Consider the following 24,114-nt stretch of genomic DNA (forward strand, 5'->3'; position numbering starts at 1 on the left):
TTTTAGATAGGTGTTGGTTTTCGGTTAGCGAACCACGCCTTCTTCGATCAGCAACTTGAGAATCGCTTCAGCCCCCGCTTGCGCCGTCACGCCCTTCAGCACTTGCCCACCGCCGCCACTGGCCTTGGCCGTCGCGGCTTTCATGCGATCGGCGCCGCTTTTGGCCTTGATCACTTTCAGGCGCTTAGGCCGAGGCTTGGCCGGTTGCAGGGTTGCGACCGCCAGCAATTCATCGTCGACGACTTCGACTTCATCCGCCTGCAACACCCCACGCCGAGCCGGCCCGTAAGCACTTTGTCGAGGCTTCGGCGCCGCGTTATCCACAGTTGCCAGGAATGGCAACCGAACCTTCAAGCGACGCCGCTGACCACGAGGCAAGGCCTGCAGCACCAGGGCCGAATTGCCGTCGATGGATTCCACCTGAGCCAACCCCACCACCAGCGGCCAGCCGAGGCTTTCTGCCAACAGGAACGGTAGCATCCCCGAGCCTTCACCGGTTTCCGCCTGGCTACCAGTGAGCACCACTTGAGCCCCGGCGTCGCGCAAATAAGCGGTCAACGCCGGCAATGCATCGGCGCCTTGCGGTTGTTCCAGCACATGCAGTTGTTCCAGGCCCATGCCCAGATAAGCACGCAGCGCCGGTTCCGCAACGTCGCCGGCATGCAGCACTTGCAGGTTATCCCCAGCCAGTTGCAGGCCCAGTTCCACGGCGCGCGCGTCTTGCTCGGCGCGGCGTGGCCGGCCGGAGGTCGGGTGGGCGCCGATGGACACCAGGCTGATGACGTTCGTACTCATGAGCTTTTCCTTCCCTTAAGCCGCATCGCGCTTGGCGTCGTTGCGATAAGCCGCCATCGCATCGATCAAGGCTTGAAGAATCTCGGCACTCTCGCCGATCACCGACAGGTCGGCCCGTTTGATCATGTCGCAGCCCGGGTCGAGGTTGATCGCCACCACCTTGTCGCAGGCACCGATGCCTTGCAGGTGCTGGATCGCCCCGGAAATCCCCACGGCCACATAGACCCGTGCAGTGACCCAAGTGCCAGACGCGCCGACCTGACGGTCCCGCGCCATAAAGCCATCGTCCACCGCCACCCGGGAGGCGCCTTCGGTCGCGCCCAACGCTTCGGCGGTCCTGTGGAAAAGTCCCCAGTCCTTGACCCCATTGCCGCCGGAGAAGATGAACTCCGCTTCGGCCATCGGAATCGCCGCCGGGTCCACCGCCACCGCGCCCAAATCCTCGATGCGCGACAGACTGCGCACCACGGCTGTGGATAACTCAACCGGCAAGGCTTCGTGACGGGTTTCGCTGACCGGTTCGGCGCACTCGACGGCAGCCAGGATCAACCGTGCAACCGGGCGGGCAAGGTCTTGCAGGCCAGCGCCAGCGCGGCCGATGCATTCCTGATCCTTGACCTGCCAGACCCGTGTGGCCGGGCGCTCGCCCAGTGCCGCGGCGAAGCGCCGACCGAGTTCACCGCCACCGCTGCGACTGTCCGGCAGCAACCAGTGACGCGGGTTGAACTGGTTATCCACAGCCCGCAGGCCCTGGACCCGTTGCTCCGGTGCATAACCATTGAATTGATCGCCCTCAAGTACCAGCAGGCGATCAACGCCGGCGGTGGCGAAGGCGTTTTCCTTGTGTTCGCCGAAGACCACGGCCAACACCGCACCGTCCTTGCCGGCCAGTTGATGCGCCAGGCCGAGCAAGTCGCGGTCGTGGCTGCTCAAGCGGCCGCCGACCATGTCCGGTACGACGCTGATGTAGAAGGCCGGTGCGGCCACTTGATGCAGCGGCAATTGCACTTCAACAGCGGCCGAGCGCTTGGTCGCCCCGCCCTGTTGCGCGCCACTGCGGTCGATACGCTTAATGCCGTTGGGGCCGATAAAACCAATGCCGTGCAGATTCTTGCGGATGACGCCGTTCGGCCCCATCCAGCTGTGCTGCGCCGGTTGCATCGCCGCGTGCAGCGGGTGCAAACGGTTACGGGCAATCCATTCGGCGCGAGGGTCGCGGCGGATAATGTCGCTCATCAGTGGGCCTCCGCAGGTTCACGTTTGGCCGGGGTGTTTGGCTTGCTCGGTGCAGCGTCTTCGAGCAAAGCGTCGGCCACCAGTTCGGCGATGTCCTTGATCAGCGGACGCGGTTCGACCACGCCTTCGAGCATCGCGGTGCATTGTGGGCAACCCACGGCCACCAGTTCGGCGCCGGTTTCGCGGATGTCGTCCATGCGCATGTCGGGGATCCGCTGCTTGCCCGGAATGTCGGTGATCGGCGCGCCGCCGCCACCGCCGCAGCAGCGCGAGCGGAAACCGGAGCGTTGCATTTCCTTCACTTCAATCCCGAGGGCACGCAGCACTTCGCGCGGTGCCTCGTATTCACCGTTGTAGCGACCGAGGTAGCACGGATCGTGATAGGTCACGCTGCTGCCTTTGTGTTGGCCGAGGTTGAGCGCACCAGCGCCGATGATCTCGGCCATGTAGGTGCTGTGGTGCTGCACGAGATAGTTGCCGTCAAAGGCGCCGTACTCGTTTTTCAACACATGGAAACTGTGTGGATCGCAGGTGACGATGCGGTTGAAGCTGTACTTGGCCAAGGTCTGGATGTTGCGTTTGGCCAACAGCTGGAAGGTTGCTTCATCGCCCAGGCGTCGGGCCACGTCACCGCTGTCGCGTTCTTCAAGACCGAGCACCGCGAAGTCGACTTTGGCCGCTTTCAGCACTTTGACGAAGGCGCGCAGGGTGCGCTGGTTGCGCATGTCGAAAGCACCGTCACCGACCCAGAACAGCACGTCGACGGACTTCTTCTCGCTCATCAGATTGAGGTTCAAATCCGCCGCCCAGTTCATCCGCCCGCCCGGCGCAAAGCCGCCCGGGTTGTCGGTGGCGATCAGGTTTTCCAGGACTTCGGCGCCCTTGTTCGGGGTCGCGCCTTTTTCCAGGGTCAGGTGACGGCGCATGTCGACGATGGCATCGACGTGCTCGATCATCATCGGGCATTCCTCGACGCAGGCGCGGCAAGTGGTGCAGGACCACAGGGTTTCTGCATCCACCAGACCGTTGACGATCGGTTGATGCGGATTGCCTGCGTGTTCGCCAATCGCCTTTCCTGGGTACGGACTGCCGGCGAACTTGGCGTCGGTGCCGCCAGCGAGGCCGACCACCATGTCTTGAATCAGTTTTTTCGGGTTCAGCGGCTGGCCGGCGGCGAACGCCGGGCACGCGGCTTCGCATTTACCGCACTGCACGCAGGCGTCGAAGCCGAGCAGTTGGTTCCAGGTGAAATCCTTTGGTTTTTCCACACCCAATGGCGCGGTTGGATCGTTGAGGTCGAGAGGTTTCAAACCGGTGGAACGACCACCGCCAAAACGTTCGGCGCGACGGTGCCAGGCCAGGTGCAAGGCACCGGCGAAGGCGTGCTTCATCGGCCCGCCCCAGGTCATGCCAAAGAACAATTCGCTAACGCCCCACAACACACCGACGCCCAGAATCGCCGCCACCACCCAACCGCCGAAGTTTTCCGGGAGGATGCCGGCGACCGGCAGGGTCAACAGGAAGAAGCTCGCGGAGAACGCCAGAAGACTTTTCGGCAAACGCATCCACGGCCCTTTGGAGAGGCGAGCCGGGGGATTGCGACGACGCAGGAACATGAAGATCGCCCCGACGAACATCACCGCCGAGGCAATCAGCAGCGCAAAGCCGAGAATTCGACTGTGCAGGCCGAAACCGTGAACCAGGATCGCCAGCACAATCGACGCCACCGCACCACCGGCCGTGGCCACGTGGGTGTTGGCGATGTATTTGTCCCGCGCGACGACGTGGTGCAAATCGACCATGTAGCGCTTGGGCATGGCGAACAGGCCGCCGATCAGGTCGACCTTCGAGGCACGGCCCCGGCGCCACATAGCCACCCGCCGCAACGCGCCGAGGACAGCAAGGCCCAGGGCGGCGAACAACAGGATTGGAAGAAGGGTGTTCAACATGGTGGAGCTCCCGCCAGTACATCTTGAAGAAACGCGGTCGGCGTAGGAGCTGCCGCAGGCTGCGATCTTTTGATCTTCAGGTGTCGCGACTTTTGAAGATCAAAAGATCGCAGCCTGCGGCAGCTCCTACAGGGGGTTAGCCTGGCTTAGAAATCCTTGCACAACCGCAGCGCGTCGTAGATCGCCGCGTGGGTGTTGCGCTGGGCCACGCAGTCGCCGATGCGGAACAGCAAGTAGCCGTCACCCGCCTGGCTCAGCGATGGCTGCGGCTTGATCGCGAACAAGGCTTCGATGTCCATCTGGCCCTTGTTGCGCGACGCTTCCTTCAGCGCGTAATAGATTTCTTCGTCCGGACGCACGCCGTTTTCAACGACGACCTGGTCCACCACCCGCTCCTCTTTGGCGCCGGTGTATTCGTTTTCCAGCACCGCCACCAACTTGTCGCCTTCGCGGTAGACCTTCTCCAGCATCATGTCGCCGGTCATGATCACTTCTTTCGGGTACATGCTGCGGTAGTACGTCGGGAACGACGTACCGCCAATCGCCACGCCCGGCTTGATGTCGTCGGTGACGATCTCGACCTGGCTGCCCTTGTCGGCGAGGAAGTCCGCGGTGGACATCCCGGTGAATTCGCAAATGGTGTCGTAGACCAGCACGTTCTTGCCCGGCGCTACTTTGCCGTCAAGGATGTCCCAGCTGCTGACCACCAGACCTTCAGCCGCGCCCCAGTGCTCGTTCTGCTCCAGGAATGGATGACCGCCGACGGCGAGCACCACCACATCCGGACGCAGGTCGAGAATGGTCGCTGCATCGGCCGCCACACCCAGGCGCAGGTCGACTTTCAGCCGCGCCAGCTCAAGCTGGAACCAGCGAGTGATACCGGCGATCTGGTCCCGTTGCGGGGCTTTCGAGGCGGTGGTGATCTGCCCGCCGATAAATTCTTTCTTCTCGAACAGGGTCACGTCGTGGCCACGTTCGGCGGAGACGCGCGCTGCTTCCATCCCCGCAGGACCGGCACCGACCACCACGACTTTGCGTTTCACACCGGTCGACTTCTCGATGATGTGTGGCACGCCCATGTATTCACGGGAAGTCGCGGCGTTCTGGATGCACAGCACGTCCAGGCCCTGGTACTGACGGTCGATACAGTAGTTGGCGCCGACGCATTGTTTGATCTGGTCCACCTGGCCCATTTTGATCTTGGCGATCAGGTGCGGGTCGGCGATGTGGGCGCGGGTCATGCCGACCATGTCCACGTAGCCGCCTTCCAGGATACGGGTCGCCTGGTTCGGGTCCTTGATGTTCTGCGCGTGCAGGACCGGGGCCTTGACCACTTCCTTGATACCGGCCGCCAAATGCAGGAACGGCTCCGGTGGATAACTCATGTTCGGGATAACGTTGGCCAGGGTGTTGTGGGTGTCGCAACCCGAACCAACCACGCCGATGAAGTCGATCATGCCGGTGTCGTCGTAGTACTTGGCGATCTGCTTCATGTCTTCGTGGGACAAACCGTCCGGGTGGAACTCGTCACCGCACAGACGGATGCCAACGCAGAAATCCGGTCCGACTTCCGCCCGCACAGCCTTGAGCACTTCCAGGCCAAAACGCATGCGGTTCTCGAAGCTGCCGCCCCATTCGTCGGTACGCTTGTTGACTCGCGGGCTCCAGAACTGGTCGATCATGTGCTGGTGCACGGCGGACAGTTCAACGCCGTCCAGGCCTCCGGCCTTGGCGCGCGCGGCGGCGCTGGCGTAGTTGCCGATCACCCGCCAGATTTCTTCCGGCTCGATGGTTTTGCAGGTCGCACGGTGCACCGGTTCACGGATACCCGATGGCGACAGCAGGGTTGGCCAATGCTCGCCGTCCCAACGCGAGCGCCGGCCCATGTGGGTAATCTGGATCATGATCTTGGCGCCATGCTTGTGCATGGCATCGGCCAGGTTCTGGAAGTGCGGGATGATCCGGTCATCGGCCAGGTTGACCGACTTCCACCAGCCTTGCGGGCTGTCGATGGCCACGCTGGAGGAACCGCCGCAAATCGCCAGGCCGATCCCGCCCTTGGCTTTCTCTTCGTAATACTTGACGTACCGGTCGGTGGTCATGCCGCCGTCGGTGGCATACACCTCGGCGTGCGCGGTGCTGAGCACGCGGTTGCGGATGGTCAGTTTGCCGATCTGGATCGGCTGGAACATTGCTTCGAAAGCCATGGCGGGTTCCTCGACTTACAACGGCTTGACGGTGAACAGGCCGTCGTCGTGGCCTTCTTCGGAGCCACCGTAGACTTGCTCGGCAACCGTGCGAATCTTGCTGCCGCGAGCCTCAAGAATCTGGTCCATGGCGCCGGCAAACCAACCGGTGAACATGTAGTCGACCTTGCGCCCGACCTTGCCGTACACATAGACGAACGCCGAGTGTTCGAGCTTGACGCTGGCGGTGCCTTTGTCGAGGTCGATGTCCTGGATCTTGAACAGGCCCCAGCCGCGTTGCGACAGGCGTTTCATATAGTGTTCGAACACCGCGACGCCTTCCAGGCCGTGGCATTCAGCTTCTTTCTCACACCAGTGCCAGGCGGATTTGTAGCCGGCCTTGTAGAGGATCTCGGCGTAGGCTTCGGCGCCCAGCACTTCCTCGATGCCCATGTGGTTGTTGACGAAGAAGTGACGCGGTACATACAGCATCGGCAGGGCGTCGGAGGTCCAGACACCGGTTTCGCTGTCGACTTCGATTGGCAATTGCGGGGCGATCTTGGCCATGGAAACTTAACTCCAGAAAATTCGTTATGTTGGTGTGCCGTAGCATCCGTAGCAGCTGCCGAGCCTGCGAGGCTGCGTTGGGCTGCGAAGCGGCCCCCGAGGGCGGTCCTGCGGACCGCAACGCAGCCTCGTGCCTCGGCAGCTGCTAAAAGGGATCGTTATTTATTCGCCCCAGACGTCCTTGAGGACGTTGACCCAGTTCTCGCCCATGATCTTGCGGACCACGCGCTCGGAGTGGCCGCGCTTGAGCAGGGTTTCGGTCAGGTTCGGGAACTCGCCGACGGTGCGGATGCCCAGCGGGTTGATGATCTTGCCGAAGCTGGTCAGGCGGCGGGCGTAGCCCTTGTCATGGGTCAGGTATTCGAAGAAGTCCTGGCCATGGCCCTGGGTGAAGTCGGTGCCGATGCCGATGGCGTCTTCGCCGACGATGTTCATGGTGTATTCGATGGCTTCGGCGTAGTCGTCGATGGTCGAATCGATGCCCTTGGCCAGGAACGGCGCGAACATGGTCACGCCAACGAAACCGCCGTGATCGGCGATGAACTTCAGTTCTTCATCGGATTTGTTGCGCGGGTGAATTTTCAGGCCCGACGGCAGGCAGTGGGAGTAGCAGACCGGTTTCTTGGATTCGAGGATAACTTCTTCGGAAGTCTTGGAGCCGACGTGGGACAGGTCGCACATGACGCCGACACGGTTCATCTCGGCGACGATTTCACGACCGAAGCCCGACAGGCCGCCGTCGCGCTCGTAGCAACCGGTGCCGACCAGATTCTGGGTGTTGTAGCACATCTGCACGATACCGACGCCGAGCTGCTTGAACACCTCGACATAGCCGATCTGGTCTTCAAAGGCGTGGGCATTCTGAAAGCCGAAGAGGATGCCGGTCTTGCCCTGCTCTTTCGCCTTACGGATATCGGCAGTGGTGCGCACTGGAATCACCAGGTCGCTGTTCTCGCGGATCAGCTTCTGGCTGGCAGCGATGTTGTTGACGGTGGCCTGGAAGCCCTCCCACACCGACACGGTGCAGTTGGCCGCGGTCAGACCGCCCTTGCGCATGTCTTCAAACAGCTCGCGGTTCCACTTGGCGATAATCAGCCCGTCGATAACGATGCTGTCGGCGTGCAATTCGGCTGGGCTCATCAGGCTGTCCCCTATTAGCGATTCATGCGCCGAATCGTGTGCCGGCGCTTTGGGGCCAGCATATGCCTGAGGACCGGGGCAGCCGGGTGCAAAAACGACAGGGGGTTTGCCGAAAGCGTCAATCCGCGACAAAGGGTCGTCACCGCGACCGATCACGCACCTGTTCAAGGGCCTGCGCATGCGCCAGAATTCGGCGCATCAATGGATGCTTACTGGATTTAGGGCGACGCAATGAAATCGATCTTCCTGGCTTTGGCACTGATAGCGACCGGCGTACAGGCGGCTGAAGAGTCCGACAACAACCCCTGCGATGCCGTCGAAAACGACGTCCAGACCCTGGAATGCTCGGCCTACAGCAGAACCACCGCCGAAGATCTGCTCAAAGAAAACTACCAGGGCCTGAACGAGCGCCTGCAGTCGGTCTACGGCAAAAACAAGGCGCAATTGAGCGACATCACGGAAAAACTCAAGGTCGCCCAGCAGCAATGGCTGAAAACCCGTGATGCGGATTGCGCCGTGGAAGCCTTCCCGGCGACGAGCGGTAGCAAGGCGTTCACCATTGCGCAGAATGACTGCGTGGCGCGGATGAGTGATGAGCGGTCGGAGTTTTTGGAGTCGATTTCGCAGGAGTGAGGCGTTAGAGCGTTTGCCACACGGATTCGAGCACGGTCTGCAGTTTGTGGCTCTGCTCGTTATTGATCTCAAGATCGGCGCAGCAGAGGTGCCACCCGGAAAAAGCGTCTAACGTCTGTTCGATGTAGCGTTCCGGCTCAAGAAAGCTAAACGGTTTGCAAACCTCAGTGAGCGCTTTGCGTGTGGGTTTGCCTCTGCCAGCGAATGCCGTGGTGTGCTCGTTCCCACGCCCCCCAGTGCTGGAAAAGGTCAGATCGTAAGCCGGGGCCATTTTCCAGCCATCACTTCCGCCAAAAAATGAGAAATTCTTCGCATGATCGTCGCGGTTGTGGGCGAGAGCGTTGAAAACCATCAATCGGGCCATTTTTTCGACCTCGATAGCATCCCGTGTCATTGCCCAAGTCGCTCGCAGCAGGTCGCTGTAATCGAGGCTTGGTGCGCGAAAGTCAGCGTACAAAATCGCCGCAGCGGTGAGCATATGACGTTTGAAACCTGCTTCTCGATCAAAGCGTTTCGTGGCGAAGAATTGCTCTGTGCCCCTGGCGGTTTCCACTTGAAACAGTTTCGACTCGGAAATCTCGATCCCGGCCCTACGCGCCACCAATGCGTACGCCTGCTCGATGGCACCGCTATCCCGATGTTCTTCTTCGCTGCGAAATTTGATCAACCAATGCTCATAACCCTCAGGCATCCGACCGAATGACGAAACCGCCCGGCGCAGGTCTGGCGAAAGCCCGATAACCGCCTTGGGCCGGGCACCACCGGGGGAACCACCTGCGAGCCGCAGCGACGTGATGACCTCGTCGGCGCTGCCGGAAAGTATGATTTGTGATGCCTCATAGAGCGCAGCCAGATCGAGGTCTTCGTCTGCTTCAATGGTTTCGAACATCGGAACATATTCAAGCGCGCCCATGCTTCGATTGCCCATATACGCAAGACGATCCAGCGGGCTGATTGCGTGGCGCTCAACGCCCAACTGACTTCGAAAAAACCGATCCATCAGCAACAAACCCCAGCCATCGGGCAAAGAGTCACTGAAAGCACCGTGCAGGCCGTCGAATAATCCTACGTCGGCCGCTTTCTGAGGGTTAATCGAGAATTCCAAATGAAACGGGGCCAAGTTGAATCCTTTCGCCAACCAACCCGGGTCATAGGAGAAAAACAAGCCCTGACGAGGAATCGCGACCAACTCGCCGACCCTCGACTCCTGAAACATGACGCTGAGCGCTTTGACGGATTTCATTGTCGGCCACGAGCCCTTTCGTAGTTTTTCAGTTCTTGGAGTGTCAGCGCCGGAGTTGCGGCAAACAAATTTGTCAGCGGCTCCTCAGCTCCCAGGCAAATCGCGATAAGCAACAACCCATCGAGCGAAATCTTACCAGTGGTTTCGAAACGCTTGATGTTCGATTCCGGTACGCCGGACTTTTGTGCGAGGGTCCGCCGGGAGAGGTTTTTGCTGAGCCTCAGACGCTTGGCATTCTCGGCGATCTGAGAGGCAATCTCTCCGGGGGAGTAGAGAATATGGGTAAGGGCCATTCTTCGACCTCCTTTGGAGTGTGAGCAAGTGTAGCAGCGCAACGAGTATCTTATTTTTATAAGGCTATATTTAGCCATTTAATTTATGTTAATTCATATAAAAGACAATATATTGACCTTTAACATAGTAAGCATTAACCACCGTTCACTGCACACTTCAGATTGAGTTGTAAGCTCTCCGCCATCAGCTCGTTAAGGAATATCCAATGAACATCTGCGGCATCGAAATCAAAGGCAGCGAAGCGATCATCGCCGTGGCCGCTCTTGACGGTCAGGCCTTGAGCCACGTCGCCCTGGCCACCAAGAAAATCGCCCTGGACGATGACGACGAGGCTGCCAACGTCAAGGTCTTCGCCGCTCAGGTTGCATCGTTTGTGCGGGAGAACTCCATTGACCGGATTGCGATCAAGAAGCGCAGCAAGAAGGGTGAGTTTGCCGGTGGGCCGACGACGTTCAAGATCGAGGGTGTTTTTCAGTTGCTGGAGAATTGCGAGGTGACGCTGTTGTCGCCGCAGACGATCAATGCCCAGGCCAAAAAGCACAATTTTGAACTGCCGGGGACGCTGAACAAGTATCAGCATGAGGCTTATAAAGCGGCGTGTTCGGCGTTGGTGAAGAAGTAAGAGCGCAGCAGATTCCCCCTGTGGGAGCGGGCTTGCTCGCGAAAGCGGTGGGTCAGTCAATTCATATCTCGACTGACACACCGCTTTCGCGAGCAAGCCCGCTCCCACATTGGTTTTTTGTGTGGCTCAGACCTTTGCGGTACGTCGGTCTTCTCGCGGACACCGCTCAAACCGCGCCCGATAGCTGCGGGTGAAATACGACGGTGATTCAAACCCGCACGCGATGCTCACTTCCAGCACGCTCATGTCGGTCTGGCGCAGCAACTGCCGCGCCTTCTCCAGGCGTAATCGAAGGTAGAAATTGCTCGGTGTGTCGTTCAGGTGCAGGCGAAACAGCCGCTCCAACTGCCGCCGTGTCACCTTGATCGACTCCGCCAATTCCAGCGTGCTCAGCGGCGGTTCGCTGTGTTGTTCCATCTCGCCAATCACATGCACCAGTTTCTTGTTGCTGATGCCATAGCGCGTGGCGACTTCCATGCGTTGGTGGTCTTTGCGCGGGCGGATGCGCCCGAGTACGAATTGTTCGCTGACCTGGATCGCCAGTTCCGGGCCGTGGGCCTGGCCGATCAGGTCGAGCATCAGGTCGATGGAGGCGGTGCCGCCGGCCGAGGTGATGCGGCGGCGGTCGATCTCGAACAGCTCCTGGGTGACGCTGAGCTGTGGATAGGATTCCTTGAACGCGTCGATGGCTTCCCAGTGCAGCGTCAGGCGATGGCCGTCGAGCAGACCGGCTTCGGCGAGGACGAAGCTGCCGGTGTCGATGGCGCCGAGGGTCACGCCTTCGTTGTCCAGTCGGCGCAGCCAGTGCTCCAGCGCGGGCGTGGCGAATTTCAGCGGTTCGAAACCAGCCACGACCAATAGCGTCGCGCCTTTCTTAAGCGGTTCCAGCGCCGCATCGGCGTTGACCGACATGCCGTTACTGGCCAATACCGCACCGCCATCGGCGCTCAGCACATGCCAGCGATACAGCTCGCCGCGAAAGCGATTGGCGACCCGCAGCGGCTCGATGGCCGAGATAAAACCGATGGCCGAGAAACCCGGCATCAACATGAAGTAGAAATCCTGGGACATGGAGCGCACTCGACTGGCGGGGAACGTGAGGGCGGGGAGCGTGTGGACGTTGATACGCCACTTGTCGATGGCATTCAAGGGGGCAGGTCGCTGCAGTGCAAGAGCTGGTCGCCGCAGTGCGCTTTAACGGGGGCATAGCTGCGTAACTTGGTCATCACCGGCGCTGGGGTATCCGGTCTTACGAATAGCTGCTCAATTTTGGCAGCGTCTGTTGCCCTCATGCTGCGTTGCCGCTCCTCGTCATAGCGCTATGACTCGTCGCGGCGCCTTGCCTGAGGACAACAGCCACTTGCCAAAATGTGAGCGCTATCCGCAAGACCGGATACAGACACCGGACCCACAATAACGACCTGCCGAGGAACCCACCATGAAACGACTGATCAGCAGCTGTGTTCTTGCACTCAGCGGTACCGCTTTGTTGAGCGCCAATGTCATGGCCGCCGACCCCGCCGCGTGCCAGAACGTGCGCATGGGTGTAGTGAACTGGACCGATGTGATCGCCACCAGCGCCATGACTCAGGTATTGCTCGATGGCCTCGGCTACAACACCAAACAAACCAGTGCGTCCCAGCAAATCATCTTCGCCGGGATCCGCGACCAGCGCCTGGACATGTTCCTGGGCTACTGGAACCCGCTGATGACCCAGACCATCACCCCGTTCGTCGATGGCAAGCAGGTCAAAGTGCTTGAAGCGCCAAGCCTGAAAGACGCCCGCGCCACCCTCGCTGTGCCGACTTACCTCGCCGACAAGGGCCTGAAAACCTTCGCCGACATCGCCAAGTTCGAAAAAGAACTGGGCGGCAAGATCTACGGCATCGAGCCTGGCTCGGGCGCCAATACCCAAATCAAGGACATGATCGCCAAGAACCAGTTTGGCCTCGGCAAATTCCAGTTGGTCGAGTCCAGTGAAGCCGGGATGCTTTCGGCCGTCACTCGCGCCACCAAACGCAACGAAGCCATCGTGTTCTTCGGCTGGGCGCCGCACCCGATGAACGTCAACGTGAAGATGACCTACCTCACCGGCAGCGAAGATGCCCTGGGCCCGAACGAAGGCATGGCCACGGTCTGGACCGTCACCGCGCCGAACTACGCACAGCAATGCCCGAACGTCAGCCGCTTGCTCAGCAACCTGACCTACACCGCCGAAGACGAGAGCCGGATGATGCAGCCGCTGCTGGATCACAAGGACGCCTTCGAATCCGCCAAGCAATGGCTCAATGATCACCCGCAAGACAAGCAACGCTGGCTCGAAGGTGTGACCACGTTCGATGGCAAACCAGCGGCTGAAAACCTGCAATTGACCAGTAAATAAACCCGATTGAACCACCGATTCGCAGCCCTGCATGGGCTGCGGACGGCTAAATCACGCCTGTAAGGATCTGACAAATGAACCACGACGTCATCATCACCTGCGCACTCACCGGTGCTGGCGACACGACCGCCAGAAGCCCACATGTGCCGGTCACCCCGAAACAAATCGCAGCCGCCGCCGTGGAAGCCGCCAAGGCTGGCGCCACCGTGGTCCACTGCCACGTTCGCGATCCCGAAACCGGCAAGTTCAGCCGCGACGTCGCGCTGTACCGCGAAGTGATGGAGCGCATCCGCGAGGCGGACGTGGACATCATCGTCAATCTTACCGCCGGCATGGGCGGCGACCTGGAAATCGGCTCCGGCGAGAACCCGATGGAGTTCGGCCCGAACACTGATCTGGTCGGCCCGCTGACCCGTCTGGCCCACGTTGAAGAATTGTTGCCGGAAATCTGCACCCTGGATTGCGGCACCCTGAACTTCGGCGATGGCGACACGATTTACGTGTCCACTCCGGCACAACTGCGCGCTGGCGCCAAACGCATTCAAGAGCTGGGCGTGAAAGCCGAGCTGGAAATCTTCGACACCGGTCACCTGTGGTTCGCCAAGCAGATGATCAAGGAAGGTTTGCTCGACAACCCGCTGTTCCAGCTGTGCCTGGGCATCCCGTGGGGCGCGCCGGCCGACACCACCACCATGAAAGCCATGGTCGACAACCTGCCAGCCGACGCGGTCTGGGCCGGGTTCGGCATCGGCCGCATGCAAATGCCGATGGCCGCACAAGCGGTGCTGCTCGGCGGCAACGTACGGGTCGGTCTGGAAGACAACCTGTGGCTGGACAAAGGCGTGCTGGCGACCAACGGCCAACTGGTCGAACGCGCCGGCGAAATCCTCAGCCGCCTCGGTGCGCGCGTCCTGACCCCGGCGGAAGGCCGGGCAAAAATGGGCCTGACCAAGCGCGGTTAAACCTTACGCATAACCCATGTAGGAGCTGCCGCAGGCTGCGATCTTTTGATCTTGTTTTTGAAAACCAAAGTCAAAAGATCGCAGCCTGCGGCAGCTCCTACAGGGGATCACCAAAATTATTAAGGAAGTCGCCATGAGCTTTATCACCGAAATCAAAACCTTCGCCGCGCTAGGCAGCGGTGTCATTGGCAGCGGTTGGGTCTCCCGCGCCCTCGCCCATGGCCTCGACGTCGTGGCCTGGGACCCGGCGCCCGGTGCCGAAGCGGCACTGCGCAAGCGGGTCGCGAATGCCTGGGGCGCGCTGGAGAAACAAGGCCTGGCACCCGGCGCTTCACAAGATCGCCTGCGCTTTGTCGCGACCATTGAAGAATGCGTGCGCGATGCGGATTTCATCCAGGAAAGCGCCCCGGAACGCCTCGAACTCAAACTCGAACTGCACGCAAAAATCAGCGCCGCGGCTAAGCCCAATGCGCTGATCGGCTCCAGCACCTCGGGGCTGTTGCCGAGCGAATTCTACGAGGGCTCGACCCACCCGGAACGCTGCGTGGTCGGGCACCCGTTCAACCCGGTTTACTTGTTGCCATTGGTGGAAGTGGTCGGCGGCAAGAACACCGCGCCGGAAGCCATTCAAGCGGCGATCAAAGTCTACGAATCCTTGGGCATGCGTCCGCTGCACGTGCGCAAGGAAGTGCCGGGATTTATCGCTGACCGTCTGCTCGAAGCGCTGTGGCGTGAAGCGCTGCACCTGGTCAACGATGGCGTGGCGACTACCGGTGAAATCGACGATGCGATTCGCTTTGGCGCGGGTTTGCGCTGGTCGTTCATGGGCACTTTCCTGACCTACACCCTGGCCGGTGGCGATGCGGGTATGCGGCACTTCATGGCGCAATTCGGCCCGGCGTTGCAGTTGCCTTGGACCTATTTGCCAGCGCCGGAACTGACTGACAAGTTGATCGATGATGTGGTGGATGGCACCAGTGATCAGTTGGGCACGCATAGCATCTCGGCGCTGGAACGCTATCGTGATGATTGCCTGCTGGCGGTGCTGGAAGCGGTGAAAACCACCAAAGAGAAGCATGGGATGGCGTTCAGCGAGTAACGCCTCAGCAGGTCTGGCCCCATCGCGAGCAAGCTCGCTCCCACAGGTGACCGCGTTCCAATGTGGGAGCGAGCTTGCTCGCGATAGCGGCAGTCCAGTCACCACATATCTTGGATCACTCATCATGCCCGCTCTCACCACCTACCAAACCAAAATCATCCCCGACTGGGTCGATTACAACGGACACCTGCGCGATGCCTTCTACCTGCTGATTTTCAGCTACGCCACCGACGCCCTGATGGATCGCCTGGGCATGGACAGCAACAACCGCGAAGCCAGCGGCAACTCGCTGTTCACCCTCGAACTGCACCTCAACTACCTGCACGAAGTGAAGCTCGACGCCGACGTCGAAGTGCACACCCAAATCATCGCCCACGACAGCAAACGCCTGCACCTCTACCACAGCCTGCACCTGGTGGGCGGTGACAAAGAGTTGGCCGGCAACGAGCAAATGCTGCTGCACGTCGACCTCGCCGGGCCGCGCTCAGCGCCGTTCAGCGAAGACACCCTGGCCAAACTGCAAGCCATCGTCGCCGAACAAACCGACCTGCCTACCCCTGACTACGTTGGCCGAGTGATCGCACTGCCCCCAAAAAAATAACCAGGAGATCGCCATGAACACCGCCGCCGCTTTTGCCGACTTCCGCACCTATCCGTTGATCAGCGCGTTAACCGCCGTGCAAACCCTGGCGGATCAAGTTCAAGTGACGTGGGCCGATGGTCGCGTCAGTCCCTTTCATCACCAATGGCTGCGGGACAACTGCCCATGCCCGTTGTGCGTCTACAGCGTCACCCGCGAACAAGTGCTGGAAATCGTCGATGTCGCTGAAAACCTGACACCCAGCGCCGCGCTTCTCGACACCGACGGCTGCCTGCACATTGACTGGCAGGATGGCCACCTCAGCCGCTTCGATCCGGGCTGGTTGCGAGCGCATGCCTACGACGACGAATCCCGCGCCGAACGGCGTGCGGCCAAACAGAAATCCCTGCTTTGGAACAGTGATCTGAAGTTGCCTGTGTTCGAGTATCAGGCCCTGATGAACGACAACCACGCCTTGCTGCAATGGTTGCTCGCGGTGCGGGATATCGGCCTGACCCAGGTTCGCGGCGTGCCCACCGAACCCGGCTCGCTGAAGCTGATCGCCCAGCGGATTTCTTTTATCCGCGAGAGCAATTTCGGTGTGCTGTTCAACGTGCAATCAAAGGCCGACGCCGACAGCAACGCCTACACCGCCTTCAACCTGCCGCTGCACAGCGACTTGCCGACCCGAGAGTTGCAACCGGGGCTGCAATTCCTGCATTGCCTGGTCAATGACGCCGAGGGTGGCGAGAGTATTTTCGTCGACGGTTTTGCCATCGCCGAGGCGTTGCGGGTGGAGAGTCCGGAGGCGTTCCAGGCCTTATGCGAAATCCCCGTGGAATTTCGCAACAAGGACCGCCACAGCGACTACCGCTGCCTGGCGCCGATCATCGCCCTCGATGCATTGGGGCAAGTGTCGGAAATCCGCATGGCGAATTTTCTGCGCGGGCCGTTTGATGCGTCGATCGAGGACATGCCCAAGCTCTATCGGGCGTATCGGCGGTTTATTGCCATGACCCGCGAAGCGCGATTCCGGGTGATGACGCGGCTTAATCCGGGGGAGTTGTGGTGCTTCGATAACCGCCGCACCTTGCATGCGCGCAATGCGTTTGATCCGGCCACGGGTGCCCGGCATTTCCAGGGATGTTATGTAGATCGGGATGAGTTGTTGTCGCGGATTTTGGTTTTACAGAGGTAAACCGCGTCATCGTTCTTCGCGGGCAAGCCTCGCTCCTACAGGGGATCGCAAACCTCTGTAGGAGCGAGGCTTGCCCGCGAAGGCGTCCTCCCAAACAACACATACCCACCTGATTCCCAGACAAAAAAAAGCCCCGATCAAGCCGTGACAGGATCGAGGCACAAGGTACTGTTGAGGAGCCGTTGCGCGAGGGTGACCAAACCATCGTGTAGCCAGCTGAATCCAGTGTGCCCACTCCCCTCCTTGGCAAGTTAGCCGAAAACGACCTGTTCATAGGTATTGCGGCCATTGCGACAAATCGTCCTTGCCGCCATCCCGTACCCCTACGAGAATCGATCCACGACACCGTTCCCTGAAGAAGGATTGCGTCATGATGTACGCCGATTTGATTGACCAGGAAGACCTGTTGGGCCAGCTGAAATCATTGGGCTTTCCAATCCCGACCGGCGCCACGGCCGAGCAGGCGTGCGAGTGTGCCGTGCGGGGTTTGAACGATGAGCGGGCGATAGTGCTGCGCACGATGGTCAAGCAGATGTACACCAGCAGCGCGACCATTCTGCCGGCGGTGCGCCAGGCTATTGATAGGCAGTTGTTGCCGGCGCTGGCGGAGTATCAGCAGAGTCGTAGCGCCTGATAAATTGCCTTCGCGAGCAGGCTCGCTCCCACAGTGGACCGAGTACCCCCATGGGAACACGGTCGAATGTGGGAGCGAGCCTGCTCGCGAATAGTGAAGGCCCCTCGGTCTAGAGCCTTACGCTAGCAAACGTCGACTCATTACGCGCCTGACTCAACGCCGACAACGGCCCGGACAACGGCGACAGCACCAACGCTTGCGGCAACGGCATCATCGCTACCTGTTGCGTGGTGTTCGACCCTACGCGCTCGTCACGCGGCGGAATGCCGAAGTATTCGCGGTAGCACTTGGAGAAGTGCGGCGTGGACACGAAACCGCACACCGACGCCACTTCGATGATCGACATCGGTGTTTGCTTGAGCAATTGCCGGGCACGGATCAGGCGCAGCTTCAGGTAGTAGCGCGACGGCGAGCAGTGCAGGTATTTCTGGAACAGCCGCTCCAGCTGACGACGCGACACGGCGACGTACACCGCCAGTTCGTCGAGGTCGATCGGCTCTTCCAGGTTGGCTTCCATCAGCGCGACGATTTCCTGCAACTTCGGCTGGTTGGTGCCAAGCATGTGCTTGAGCGGCACGCGCTGGTGATCCTGCTCGTTGCGGATGCGTTCGTAGACGAACATTTCCGAGATCGCGGCGGACAGTTCGCGCCCATGATCACGGCTGATCAGGTGCAGCATCATGTCCAGCGGCGCGGTGCCGCCGGAGCTGGTGAAACGGTTACGGTCGAGGGTGAACAACCGGGTGCTCATGGCCACGCGTGGAAATGCTTCCTGCATGGCGGCCAGGCATTCCCAGTGCACGCTGCAATCGAAACCGTCCAGCAGGCCGGCGCAGGCCAGGGCCCAGCTACCGGTGCAGACCGCACCGAGACGCTTGGATTGACGCGCCTGGCTCTGCAGCCATGACACGTGTTCACGGGTAACGGTGCGCTGAATGCCGATACCGCCGCATACGATGATGGTGTCCATGGACGGCGCTTTGTGCATGGAGGCGTCGGGGGTGATTTGCAGACCGTCACTGGCCCAGACCTGGCCACCGTCAACGGTGAGGGTGGTCCAGCGATACAGCTCGCGGCCGGACAATTGGTTGGCCATGCGCAGGGGTTCTACTGCGGAGGCCAGAGAAATAAGCGTGAAATTGTCCAGCAGCAGAAAGCCGATGGATTGAGGCGCACGGTTCTGGGGTTGAGCCCCGGAGTTGAACGTCGTCATCGCGGTATCTCCTCACACAAAGCGGGTGATGGCCTCAGGCGGAGGCTCTTGTTATTGCCATCGTTCTCGCGTGGGAGACGGGCTTTGTAATGACAGAGCAATTGCCATGCCTAAAGTTGAATGGTCATTCAATAACTCCTGAAAACGACGTCGCGGCGTGTCTATATAAGCCGTGCGCAGAGTGGGGGTTATAAGTGCCATCAGGACGAGCAAATGCTCTGTGTTGCAGGGTGTGAGCAAATCGGTAGCACTTGTGGGAACAGGGGCTGCGAGCTGCTGGAGAAGAGTGTCACCACAAGCACAGGTGACAGGCGGTAATGGCCAGACTGGATCCCGGATCATGGGAAGTGCGCTTGTCTGATTACGACGCGCTAAAAGGTGGCGTGATTGTGTGGCGGTGTTCACTTAGCGCGCAGTTTTGACTGGTCTGGCCTCTTCGCGGGCAAGCCTCGCTCCTACAGGTTTTGTATGGCCCTTGTAGGAGCGAGGCTTGCCCGCGAATCAGAGCGACTCGGTCTTACCGAATCAGCACTCCACCGCGCTAACCGCCAACCCACCCCGCGATGTCTCTTTATATTTGTCATGCATATCAGCGCCGGTATCGCGCATGGTGCGGATCACCCGATCCAGCGAGATAAAGTGCTGGCCATCGCCACGCAACGCCATCTGCGCCGCGTTGATCGCTTTCACCGCGGCAATCGCATTGCGCTCGATGCACGGCACTTGCACCAGGCCACCCACCGGGTCGCAGGTCAGGCCCAGGTTATGCTCCAGGCCGATTTCCGCCGCGTTGCACAACTGCTCCGGCGTCGCGCCGAGAATCTCCGCCAACCCCGCCGCCGCCATGGCGCAGGCCGAACCGACTTCACCCTGACAGCCGACTTCGGCACCGGAGATCGAAGCGTTCTTCTTGCACAGGATCCCCACCGCTGCGGCGCTGAGGAAATAGTCCACCACGTTGGCGTCTGTTACCGCCTCGCTGAATTTCATGAAGTAATGCAGCACCGCCGGGATGATCCCCGCCGCGCCGTTGGTCGGTGCCGTGACCATGCGCCCACCGGCCGCGTTCTCTTCGTTGACCGCCAGGGCGAACAGGTTGACCCATTCCATGGCGCTCAAGGTCGAGCCAATCACGTTGGGCTTGCCCAGCTCTTGCAGGCTGCGATGCAACTTGGCCGCACGCCGACGCACGTTGAGTCCGCCGGGCAGGATGCCTTCGTGCTTGAGGCCCTGATCGACGCAATCCTGCATGGCGCGCCAGAGTTTCATCAGGCCGGCGCGGATGTCGTCCTCGCTACGCCAGACCTTTTCGTTGGCCATCATCAGCTCGGCCACGCGCAGGTTGTGCTTCTGGCACAGCTCAAGCAGTTCCACCGCACTGGAGAAGTCGTAAGGCAACACGGTGCGATCCAGATCCACCACGCCGCTGGACGCTTGCGCCTCATCCACCACAAAACCGCCGCCAATCGAATAGTAGGTGTCGCGGTGCAGCTCACCGTGATCGCCTTCTACAATTAATGTCATGGCATTCGGGTGGAATGGCAGGTTCTCGTCGATCAGGCGCATGTCGCGAGCCCAGATGAATGGCACCGATAAACGACCGTCGAGTAACAAGGTGTCGGTTTCACGCAGAGTGGCGATATGCAGGCCGATTTGCGACGGATCAATCGCGTCCGGCCACTCGCCCATCAGCCCCATGATCACGGCGTTATCGCTACCGTGACCGATGCCGGTGGCCGATAACGACCCGTAGAGCTGAACTTCGACCCGCCTTACTTGTTCCAAAAGACCCTGCTCACGCAAACCTTGCACGAACAGCGCCGCGGCCCGCATAGGGCCGACCGTGTGCGAACTGGAAGGGCCGATGCCGATTTTGAACAGGTCGAAAACGCTGATAGCCATTACTGCCGAACTCCTGGATGTGCCTACTCCAGACGCAAAAGCGCCCAGTGACGGAGCTGCTACGCTCAAGCTGCAATCCGCCAGATTGGCTGCATCATCAGGCTTTTGTGGTGTCGTTCGACGTCTCACACCGACGCACTCATGTCCACCAACGCCGCGGGTCTTTGACGCTGCGTTTTCGCCGTTTTTTAGCGGATCAGAGGGGCAAAAGGGGCTGAAAAAATCTGTAAACGACGTCACCGACACTGGATGCGACCATCCCTGTACTGGTTACGACGCACCCTGTAGGCGTCAGATTTTCACTGGTACATGATCGTATCGACTCGATTGCAAGGCGCCGTGGTAGAGCTGTCTCCAAAACGCCATCCAACCGCAACCTATAAGTGCGGTGGTCCAGTCGGAACACTGCCAAAAAAAACACCAAGGAGTCCATCCATGAAAGGTTCCCCGTCGTTGTTGTTGGCCGCCATGCTGAGTCTGCCGTTACTGGCTCAAGCCGCAGAACCCGCTCAGTGCAGCACCGTAAACTTCTCTGATGTCGGCTGGACCGACATCACCGCGACTACCGCGACCACCAGCGTTGTCCTCGACGCTCTCGGCTACAAAACCAAGACCACCATGATTTCCGTGCCCGTGACCTACAAGTCGCTGGCCGACGGCAAGAACATGGACGTGTTCCTCGGTAACTGGATGCCGACCATGGAAAACGACATCAAGGCCTACCGCGATGCGGGCACCGTTGACGTCGTGCGCACCAACCTCACCGGCGCCAAGTACACCCTCGCCGTGCCGCAAGCGCTGTACGACAAAGGGCTGCATGACTTCGCCGACATCGCCAAATTCAAGAAAGAACTCGACGGCAAGATCTACGGCATCGAGCCAGGCAACGACGGCAACCGCCTGATCCAGAGCATGATCGAGAAGAACGCCTTCGGTCTCAAAGACGCTGGCTTCAAAGTCGTCGAGTCCAGCGAAGCGGGGATGCTGTCCCAGGTCGACCGTGCGCAGAAACGCGATACCGCCGTGGTCTTCCTCGGCTGGGCACCGCACCCGATGAACAAGCGCTTCAAGATTCAATACCTGACCGGTGGCGATGACTTCTTTGGCCCGGACTTCGGTGCGGCCACGGTAGCCACCAACACCCGCAAGGGCTACGTCCAGGAATGCAGCAACGTCGGCACTCTGCTGAAAAACCTGGAATTCACCGTAGACATGGAAAGCGCGCTGATGGGCAACATCCTGGACGACAAGATGAAGCCTGACGCAGCAGCCAAGGCCTGGCTGAAAAAGAATCCACAGGTGCTCGATACCTGGCTCGCTGGCGTGACCACCATTGACGGTAAACCAGGCCTGGAGGCCGTGAAAGCCAAGCTCGCACAGTAATCGCTTACGCCGGACGGCTTCGGCCGTCCGGGCTGTTTATTTCCTTGCATGCGGACGTTCACTACCATGCTGATTGATCAGAAAATCCCCCTAGGCCAGTACATCGCGGGCTTCGTTGAATGGTTGACGCAACACGGCGCCAACACCTTCGACGCAATCGCCGTGACACTGGAAACGATGATCCACGGCGTGACGTTCGCGCTGACCTGGTTCAACCCGCTGGCATTGATCGGCCTCATCGCGCTACTGGCACACTTTATTCAACGAAAGTGGGGGCTGACCGTTTTCGTCATCGCCTCCTTCTTGCTGATCCTCAATCTGGGGTACTGGCAGGAAACCATGGAAACCCTTGCCCAGGTGCTGTTTGCCACCTTCGTCTGCGTGATTATCGGCGTGCCGTTGGGCATCGTCGCCGCGCACAAACCGATGTTCTACACACTGATGCGTCCGGTGCTCGATCTGATGCAGACCGTGCCGACCTTCGTGTACCTCATTCCTACCCTGACCCTCTTCGGGCTGGGTGTGGTCCCGGGCCTGATTTCGACGGTGGTGTTCGCGATTGCCGCGCCGATCCGCCTGACCTACCTGGGCATCCGTGATGTTCCCGCAGAATTGATGGACGCCGGCAAAGCCTTCGGCTGCTCGCGCCGCCAACTGCTCTCGCGTATTGAACTGCCCCACGCCATGCCAAGCATCGCGGCCGGTATCACCCAGTGCATCATGCTGTCGTTGTCGATGGTGGTGATCGCCGCACTGGTGGGCGCCGATGGCCTGGGCAAACCCGTGGTCAACGCACTGAACACCGCCGATATCGCCCTGGGCTTCGAAGCCGGGTTGGCAATCGTACTGCTGGCGATCATGCTCGACCGTATCTGCAAACAACCCGACGCTAAAGTAGGGGGTGACGCATGAGCATTATTCGCTTCGAAGACGTCGACGTGATCTTCTCCAAAGATCCACGTGAGGCGCTCAAACTCCTCGACCAAGGCATGACCCGCGACCAGATCCTGAAAAAAACCGGGCAGATCGTCGGCGTTGAAAAAGCCAGCCTGGACATCGAAAAAGGCGAAATCTGCGTATTGATGGGCCTCTCCGGCTCAGGCAAATCCAGCCTGCTGCGCTGTATCAACGGCCTCAACACCGTCAGCCGTGGCAAGTTGTTCGTCGAGCACGAAGGCAAGCAGATCGATATCGCGTCCTGCACCCCGGCAGAGCTGAAAATGATGCGCACCAAGCGCATCGCGATGGTGTTCCAGAAGTTCGCCCTGATGCCGTGGCTGACGGTGCGCGAGAACATCAGTTTCGGTCTTGAAATGCAGGGTCGCCCCGAGAAAGAACGGCGCAAACTGGTGGATGACAAGCTTGAGCTGGTGGGCCTGACCCAGTGGCGCAACAAGAAGCCTGACGAACTCTCCGGCGGTATGCAGCAACGTGTGGGCCTGGCCCGTGCGCTGGCGATGGACGCCGACATCCTGCTGATGGATGAACCGTTCTCGGCCCTCGACCCGCTGATCCGCCAAGGCCTGCAAGACGAACTGCTGGAACTGCAAAGCAAGCTCAACAAGACCATCGTTTTCGTGAGCCATGACCTTGATGAAGCGCTGAAACTCGGTAGCCGCATCGCGATCATGAAAGACGGGCGCATCGTGCAGTACAGCGTGCCGGAAGAGATCGTACTGAACCCGGCGGACGATTACGTGCGGACCTTCGTGGCCCACACCAACCCGCTGAACGTGCTGTGCGGTCGCAGCCTGATGCGCACCCTCGACAACTGCAAACGCATCAACGGTTCGGTGTGCCTGGATCCGGGCGGCGATTCGTGGCTGGACCTGGCGGAAGGCAACACCATCAAGGGTGCACGCCAGAACGGCGCGGCCCTCGACCTGCAGAACTGGGTGCCTGGGCAAGCGGTTGAAGGTTTGGGTCGCCGGCCAACGCTAGTGGACTCCAACATCGGCATGCGCGATGCGCTGCAGATTCGTTACCAGACCGGCAACAAACTGGTGCTGCACGACAACAACAAAGTGGTCGGGATTCTCGGCGACAGCGAGCTGTATCACGCGCTGCTCGGCAAAAACCTGGGCTAAGGCAACAC

At 60.1% G+C, this 24,114-nt stretch carries 22 protein-coding genes; 11 read left to right on the forward strand and 11 right to left on the reverse strand.

Annotation, left to right across the window (positions count from 1 at the left end):
• Positions 1–24: 24 nt before the first annotated feature.
• From LOY68_RS29450 to LOY68_RS29475, 6 genes are all read right to left on the reverse strand, one after another.
• Entirely contained in the window at positions 25–795 is a 771-nt protein-coding gene (locus LOY68_RS29450) for an electron transfer flavoprotein subunit beta (RefSeq protein WP_265041346.1), read from the reverse strand.
• A 15-nt stretch (positions 796–810) separates the two neighbouring features.
• Positions 811–2,031 carry an electron transfer flavoprotein subunit alpha/FixB family protein gene (locus LOY68_RS29455; protein ID WP_054616873.1) on the reverse strand — a complete coding sequence of 407 codons (1,221 nt, stop codon included), beginning with the start codon at positions 2,029–2,031 and terminating at the stop codon, positions 811–813.
• Complete coding sequence (dgcB, locus tag LOY68_RS29460; protein WP_265041348.1) at positions 2,031–3,980, reverse strand: dimethylglycine demethylation protein DgcB; 1,950 nt, start codon at positions 3,978–3,980, stop codon at positions 2,031–2,033. Before dgcB ends, LOY68_RS29455 begins: the two co-directional genes overlap by 1 nt.
• A 146-nt stretch (positions 3,981–4,126) precedes the next feature.
• Positions 4,127–6,187: a dimethylglycine demethylation protein DgcA gene (dgcA, locus tag LOY68_RS29465; RefSeq protein WP_265041350.1), complete on the reverse strand. Its 2,061-nt coding sequence runs from the start codon at positions 6,185–6,187 to the stop codon at positions 4,127–4,129.
• Between the two features lie 15 nt (positions 6,188–6,202).
• A complete protein-coding gene (locus LOY68_RS29470) occupies positions 6,203–6,733 on the reverse strand; it encodes a DUF5943 domain-containing protein (RefSeq protein ID WP_008083165.1) in 531 nt (176 codons plus the stop codon).
• Positions 6,734–6,895: 162 nt separating this feature from the next.
• On the reverse strand, positions 6,896–7,873 hold the full coding sequence (locus tag LOY68_RS29475) for a dipeptidase (protein WP_008033250.1): 978 nt from the start codon (positions 7,871–7,873) through the stop codon (positions 6,896–6,898).
• A 231-nt stretch (positions 7,874–8,104) separates the two neighbouring features.
• Here LOY68_RS29475 and LOY68_RS29480 point away from each other — a divergent pair, with 231 nt between their 5' ends.
• Entirely contained in the window at positions 8,105–8,506 is a 402-nt protein-coding gene (locus LOY68_RS29480) for a lysozyme inhibitor LprI family protein (protein WP_163911114.1), read from the forward strand.
• Positions 8,507–8,510: 4 nt separating this feature from the next.
• Here LOY68_RS29480 and LOY68_RS29485 read toward each other — a convergent pair whose 3' ends face one another.
• Both LOY68_RS29485 and LOY68_RS29490 read right to left on the reverse strand, forming a co-directional pair.
• On the reverse strand, positions 8,511–9,749 hold the full coding sequence (locus tag LOY68_RS29485; RefSeq protein WP_265041358.1) for a type II toxin-antitoxin system HipA family toxin: 1,239 nt from the start codon (positions 9,747–9,749) through the stop codon (positions 8,511–8,513).
• On the reverse strand, positions 9,746–10,042 hold the full coding sequence (locus tag LOY68_RS29490; protein WP_265041359.1) for a helix-turn-helix domain-containing protein: 297 nt from the start codon (positions 10,040–10,042) through the stop codon (positions 9,746–9,748). Before LOY68_RS29490 ends, LOY68_RS29485 begins: the two co-directional genes overlap by 4 nt.
• Positions 10,043–10,248: 206 nt before the next feature.
• Between LOY68_RS29490 and LOY68_RS29495 the strand changes: the two genes are divergently transcribed.
• On the forward strand, positions 10,249–10,665 hold the full coding sequence (locus LOY68_RS29495) for a DUF3010 family protein (protein ID WP_054044221.1): 417 nt from the start codon (positions 10,249–10,251) through the stop codon (positions 10,663–10,665).
• Between the two features lie 126 nt (positions 10,666–10,791).
• Here LOY68_RS29495 and LOY68_RS29500 read toward each other — a convergent pair whose 3' ends face one another.
• Positions 10,792–11,736, reverse strand: coding sequence for a GlxA family transcriptional regulator (locus LOY68_RS29500; RefSeq protein WP_054044222.1), 945 nt, complete (start codon positions 11,734–11,736; stop codon positions 10,792–10,794).
• 367 nt (positions 11,737–12,103) lie between these two features.
• Here LOY68_RS29500 and choX point away from each other — a divergent pair, with 367 nt between their 5' ends.
• From choX to LOY68_RS29530, 6 genes are all read left to right on the forward strand, one after another.
• Positions 12,104–13,048 (forward strand): choline ABC transporter substrate-binding protein, encoded by a 945-nt coding sequence (choX, locus tag LOY68_RS29505; protein ID WP_265041360.1) that lies wholly within the window; start codon positions 12,104–12,106, stop codon positions 13,046–13,048.
• Positions 13,049–13,122: 74 nt separating this feature from the next.
• Positions 13,123–14,010 carry a 3-keto-5-aminohexanoate cleavage protein gene (locus LOY68_RS29510; protein WP_265041361.1) on the forward strand — a complete coding sequence of 296 codons (888 nt, stop codon included), beginning with the start codon at positions 13,123–13,125 and terminating at the stop codon, positions 14,008–14,010.
• A gap of 133 nt (positions 14,011–14,143) precedes the next feature.
• Positions 14,144–15,109, forward strand: coding sequence for an L-carnitine dehydrogenase (locus tag LOY68_RS29515; protein ID WP_054616878.1), 966 nt, complete (start codon positions 14,144–14,146; stop codon positions 15,107–15,109).
• 124 nt (positions 15,110–15,233) lie between these two features.
• Positions 15,234–15,710, forward strand: coding sequence for a thioesterase family protein (locus LOY68_RS29520; RefSeq protein ID WP_265041362.1), 477 nt, complete (start codon positions 15,234–15,236; stop codon positions 15,708–15,710).
• Between the two features lie 13 nt (positions 15,711–15,723).
• On the forward strand, positions 15,724–16,887 hold the full coding sequence (locus LOY68_RS29525) for a gamma-butyrobetaine dioxygenase (protein WP_265041363.1): 1,164 nt from the start codon (positions 15,724–15,726) through the stop codon (positions 16,885–16,887).
• Between the two features lie 370 nt (positions 16,888–17,257).
• Positions 17,258–17,521: a hypothetical protein gene (locus LOY68_RS29530; protein WP_054044229.1), complete on the forward strand. Its 264-nt coding sequence runs from the start codon at positions 17,258–17,260 to the stop codon at positions 17,519–17,521.
• Between the two features lie 109 nt (positions 17,522–17,630).
• Here the strand turns inward: LOY68_RS29530 and LOY68_RS29535 are convergent, their stop codons facing one another.
• Positions 17,631–18,734, reverse strand: a complete 1,104-nt coding sequence (locus tag LOY68_RS29535; protein WP_017341204.1) for a GlxA family transcriptional regulator — start codon at positions 18,732–18,734, stop codon at positions 17,631–17,633.
• Positions 18,735–19,259: 525 nt separating this feature from the next.
• Positions 19,260–20,636: an L-serine ammonia-lyase gene (locus LOY68_RS29540; protein ID WP_054616881.1), complete on the reverse strand. Its 1,377-nt coding sequence runs from the start codon at positions 20,634–20,636 to the stop codon at positions 19,260–19,262.
• Between the two features lie 435 nt (positions 20,637–21,071).
• Here LOY68_RS29540 and LOY68_RS29545 point away from each other — a divergent pair, with 435 nt between their 5' ends.
• From LOY68_RS29545 to choV, 3 genes are all read left to right on the forward strand, one after another.
• Entirely contained in the window at positions 21,072–22,019 is a 948-nt protein-coding gene (locus LOY68_RS29545; protein WP_163911093.1) for a choline ABC transporter substrate-binding protein, read from the forward strand.
• 66 nt (positions 22,020–22,085) lie between these two features.
• Positions 22,086–22,931 carry a choline ABC transporter permease subunit gene (gene choW / locus LOY68_RS29550; RefSeq protein WP_054044232.1) on the forward strand — a complete coding sequence of 282 codons (846 nt, stop codon included), beginning with the start codon at positions 22,086–22,088 and terminating at the stop codon, positions 22,929–22,931.
• Positions 22,928–24,106, forward strand: a complete 1,179-nt coding sequence (choV, locus tag LOY68_RS29555) for a choline ABC transporter ATP-binding protein (protein ID WP_054044233.1) — start codon at positions 22,928–22,930, stop codon at positions 24,104–24,106. The genes choW and choV overlap by 4 nt, the downstream gene beginning before the upstream one ends.
• Positions 24,107–24,114: the final 8 nt, after the last annotated feature.

It is taken from the genome of Pseudomonas sp. B21-053 (assembly GCF_026016365.1).
In the GTDB taxonomy this organism is placed as follows: domain Bacteria; phylum Pseudomonadota; class Gammaproteobacteria; order Pseudomonadales; family Pseudomonadaceae; genus Aquipseudomonas; species Aquipseudomonas nunensis.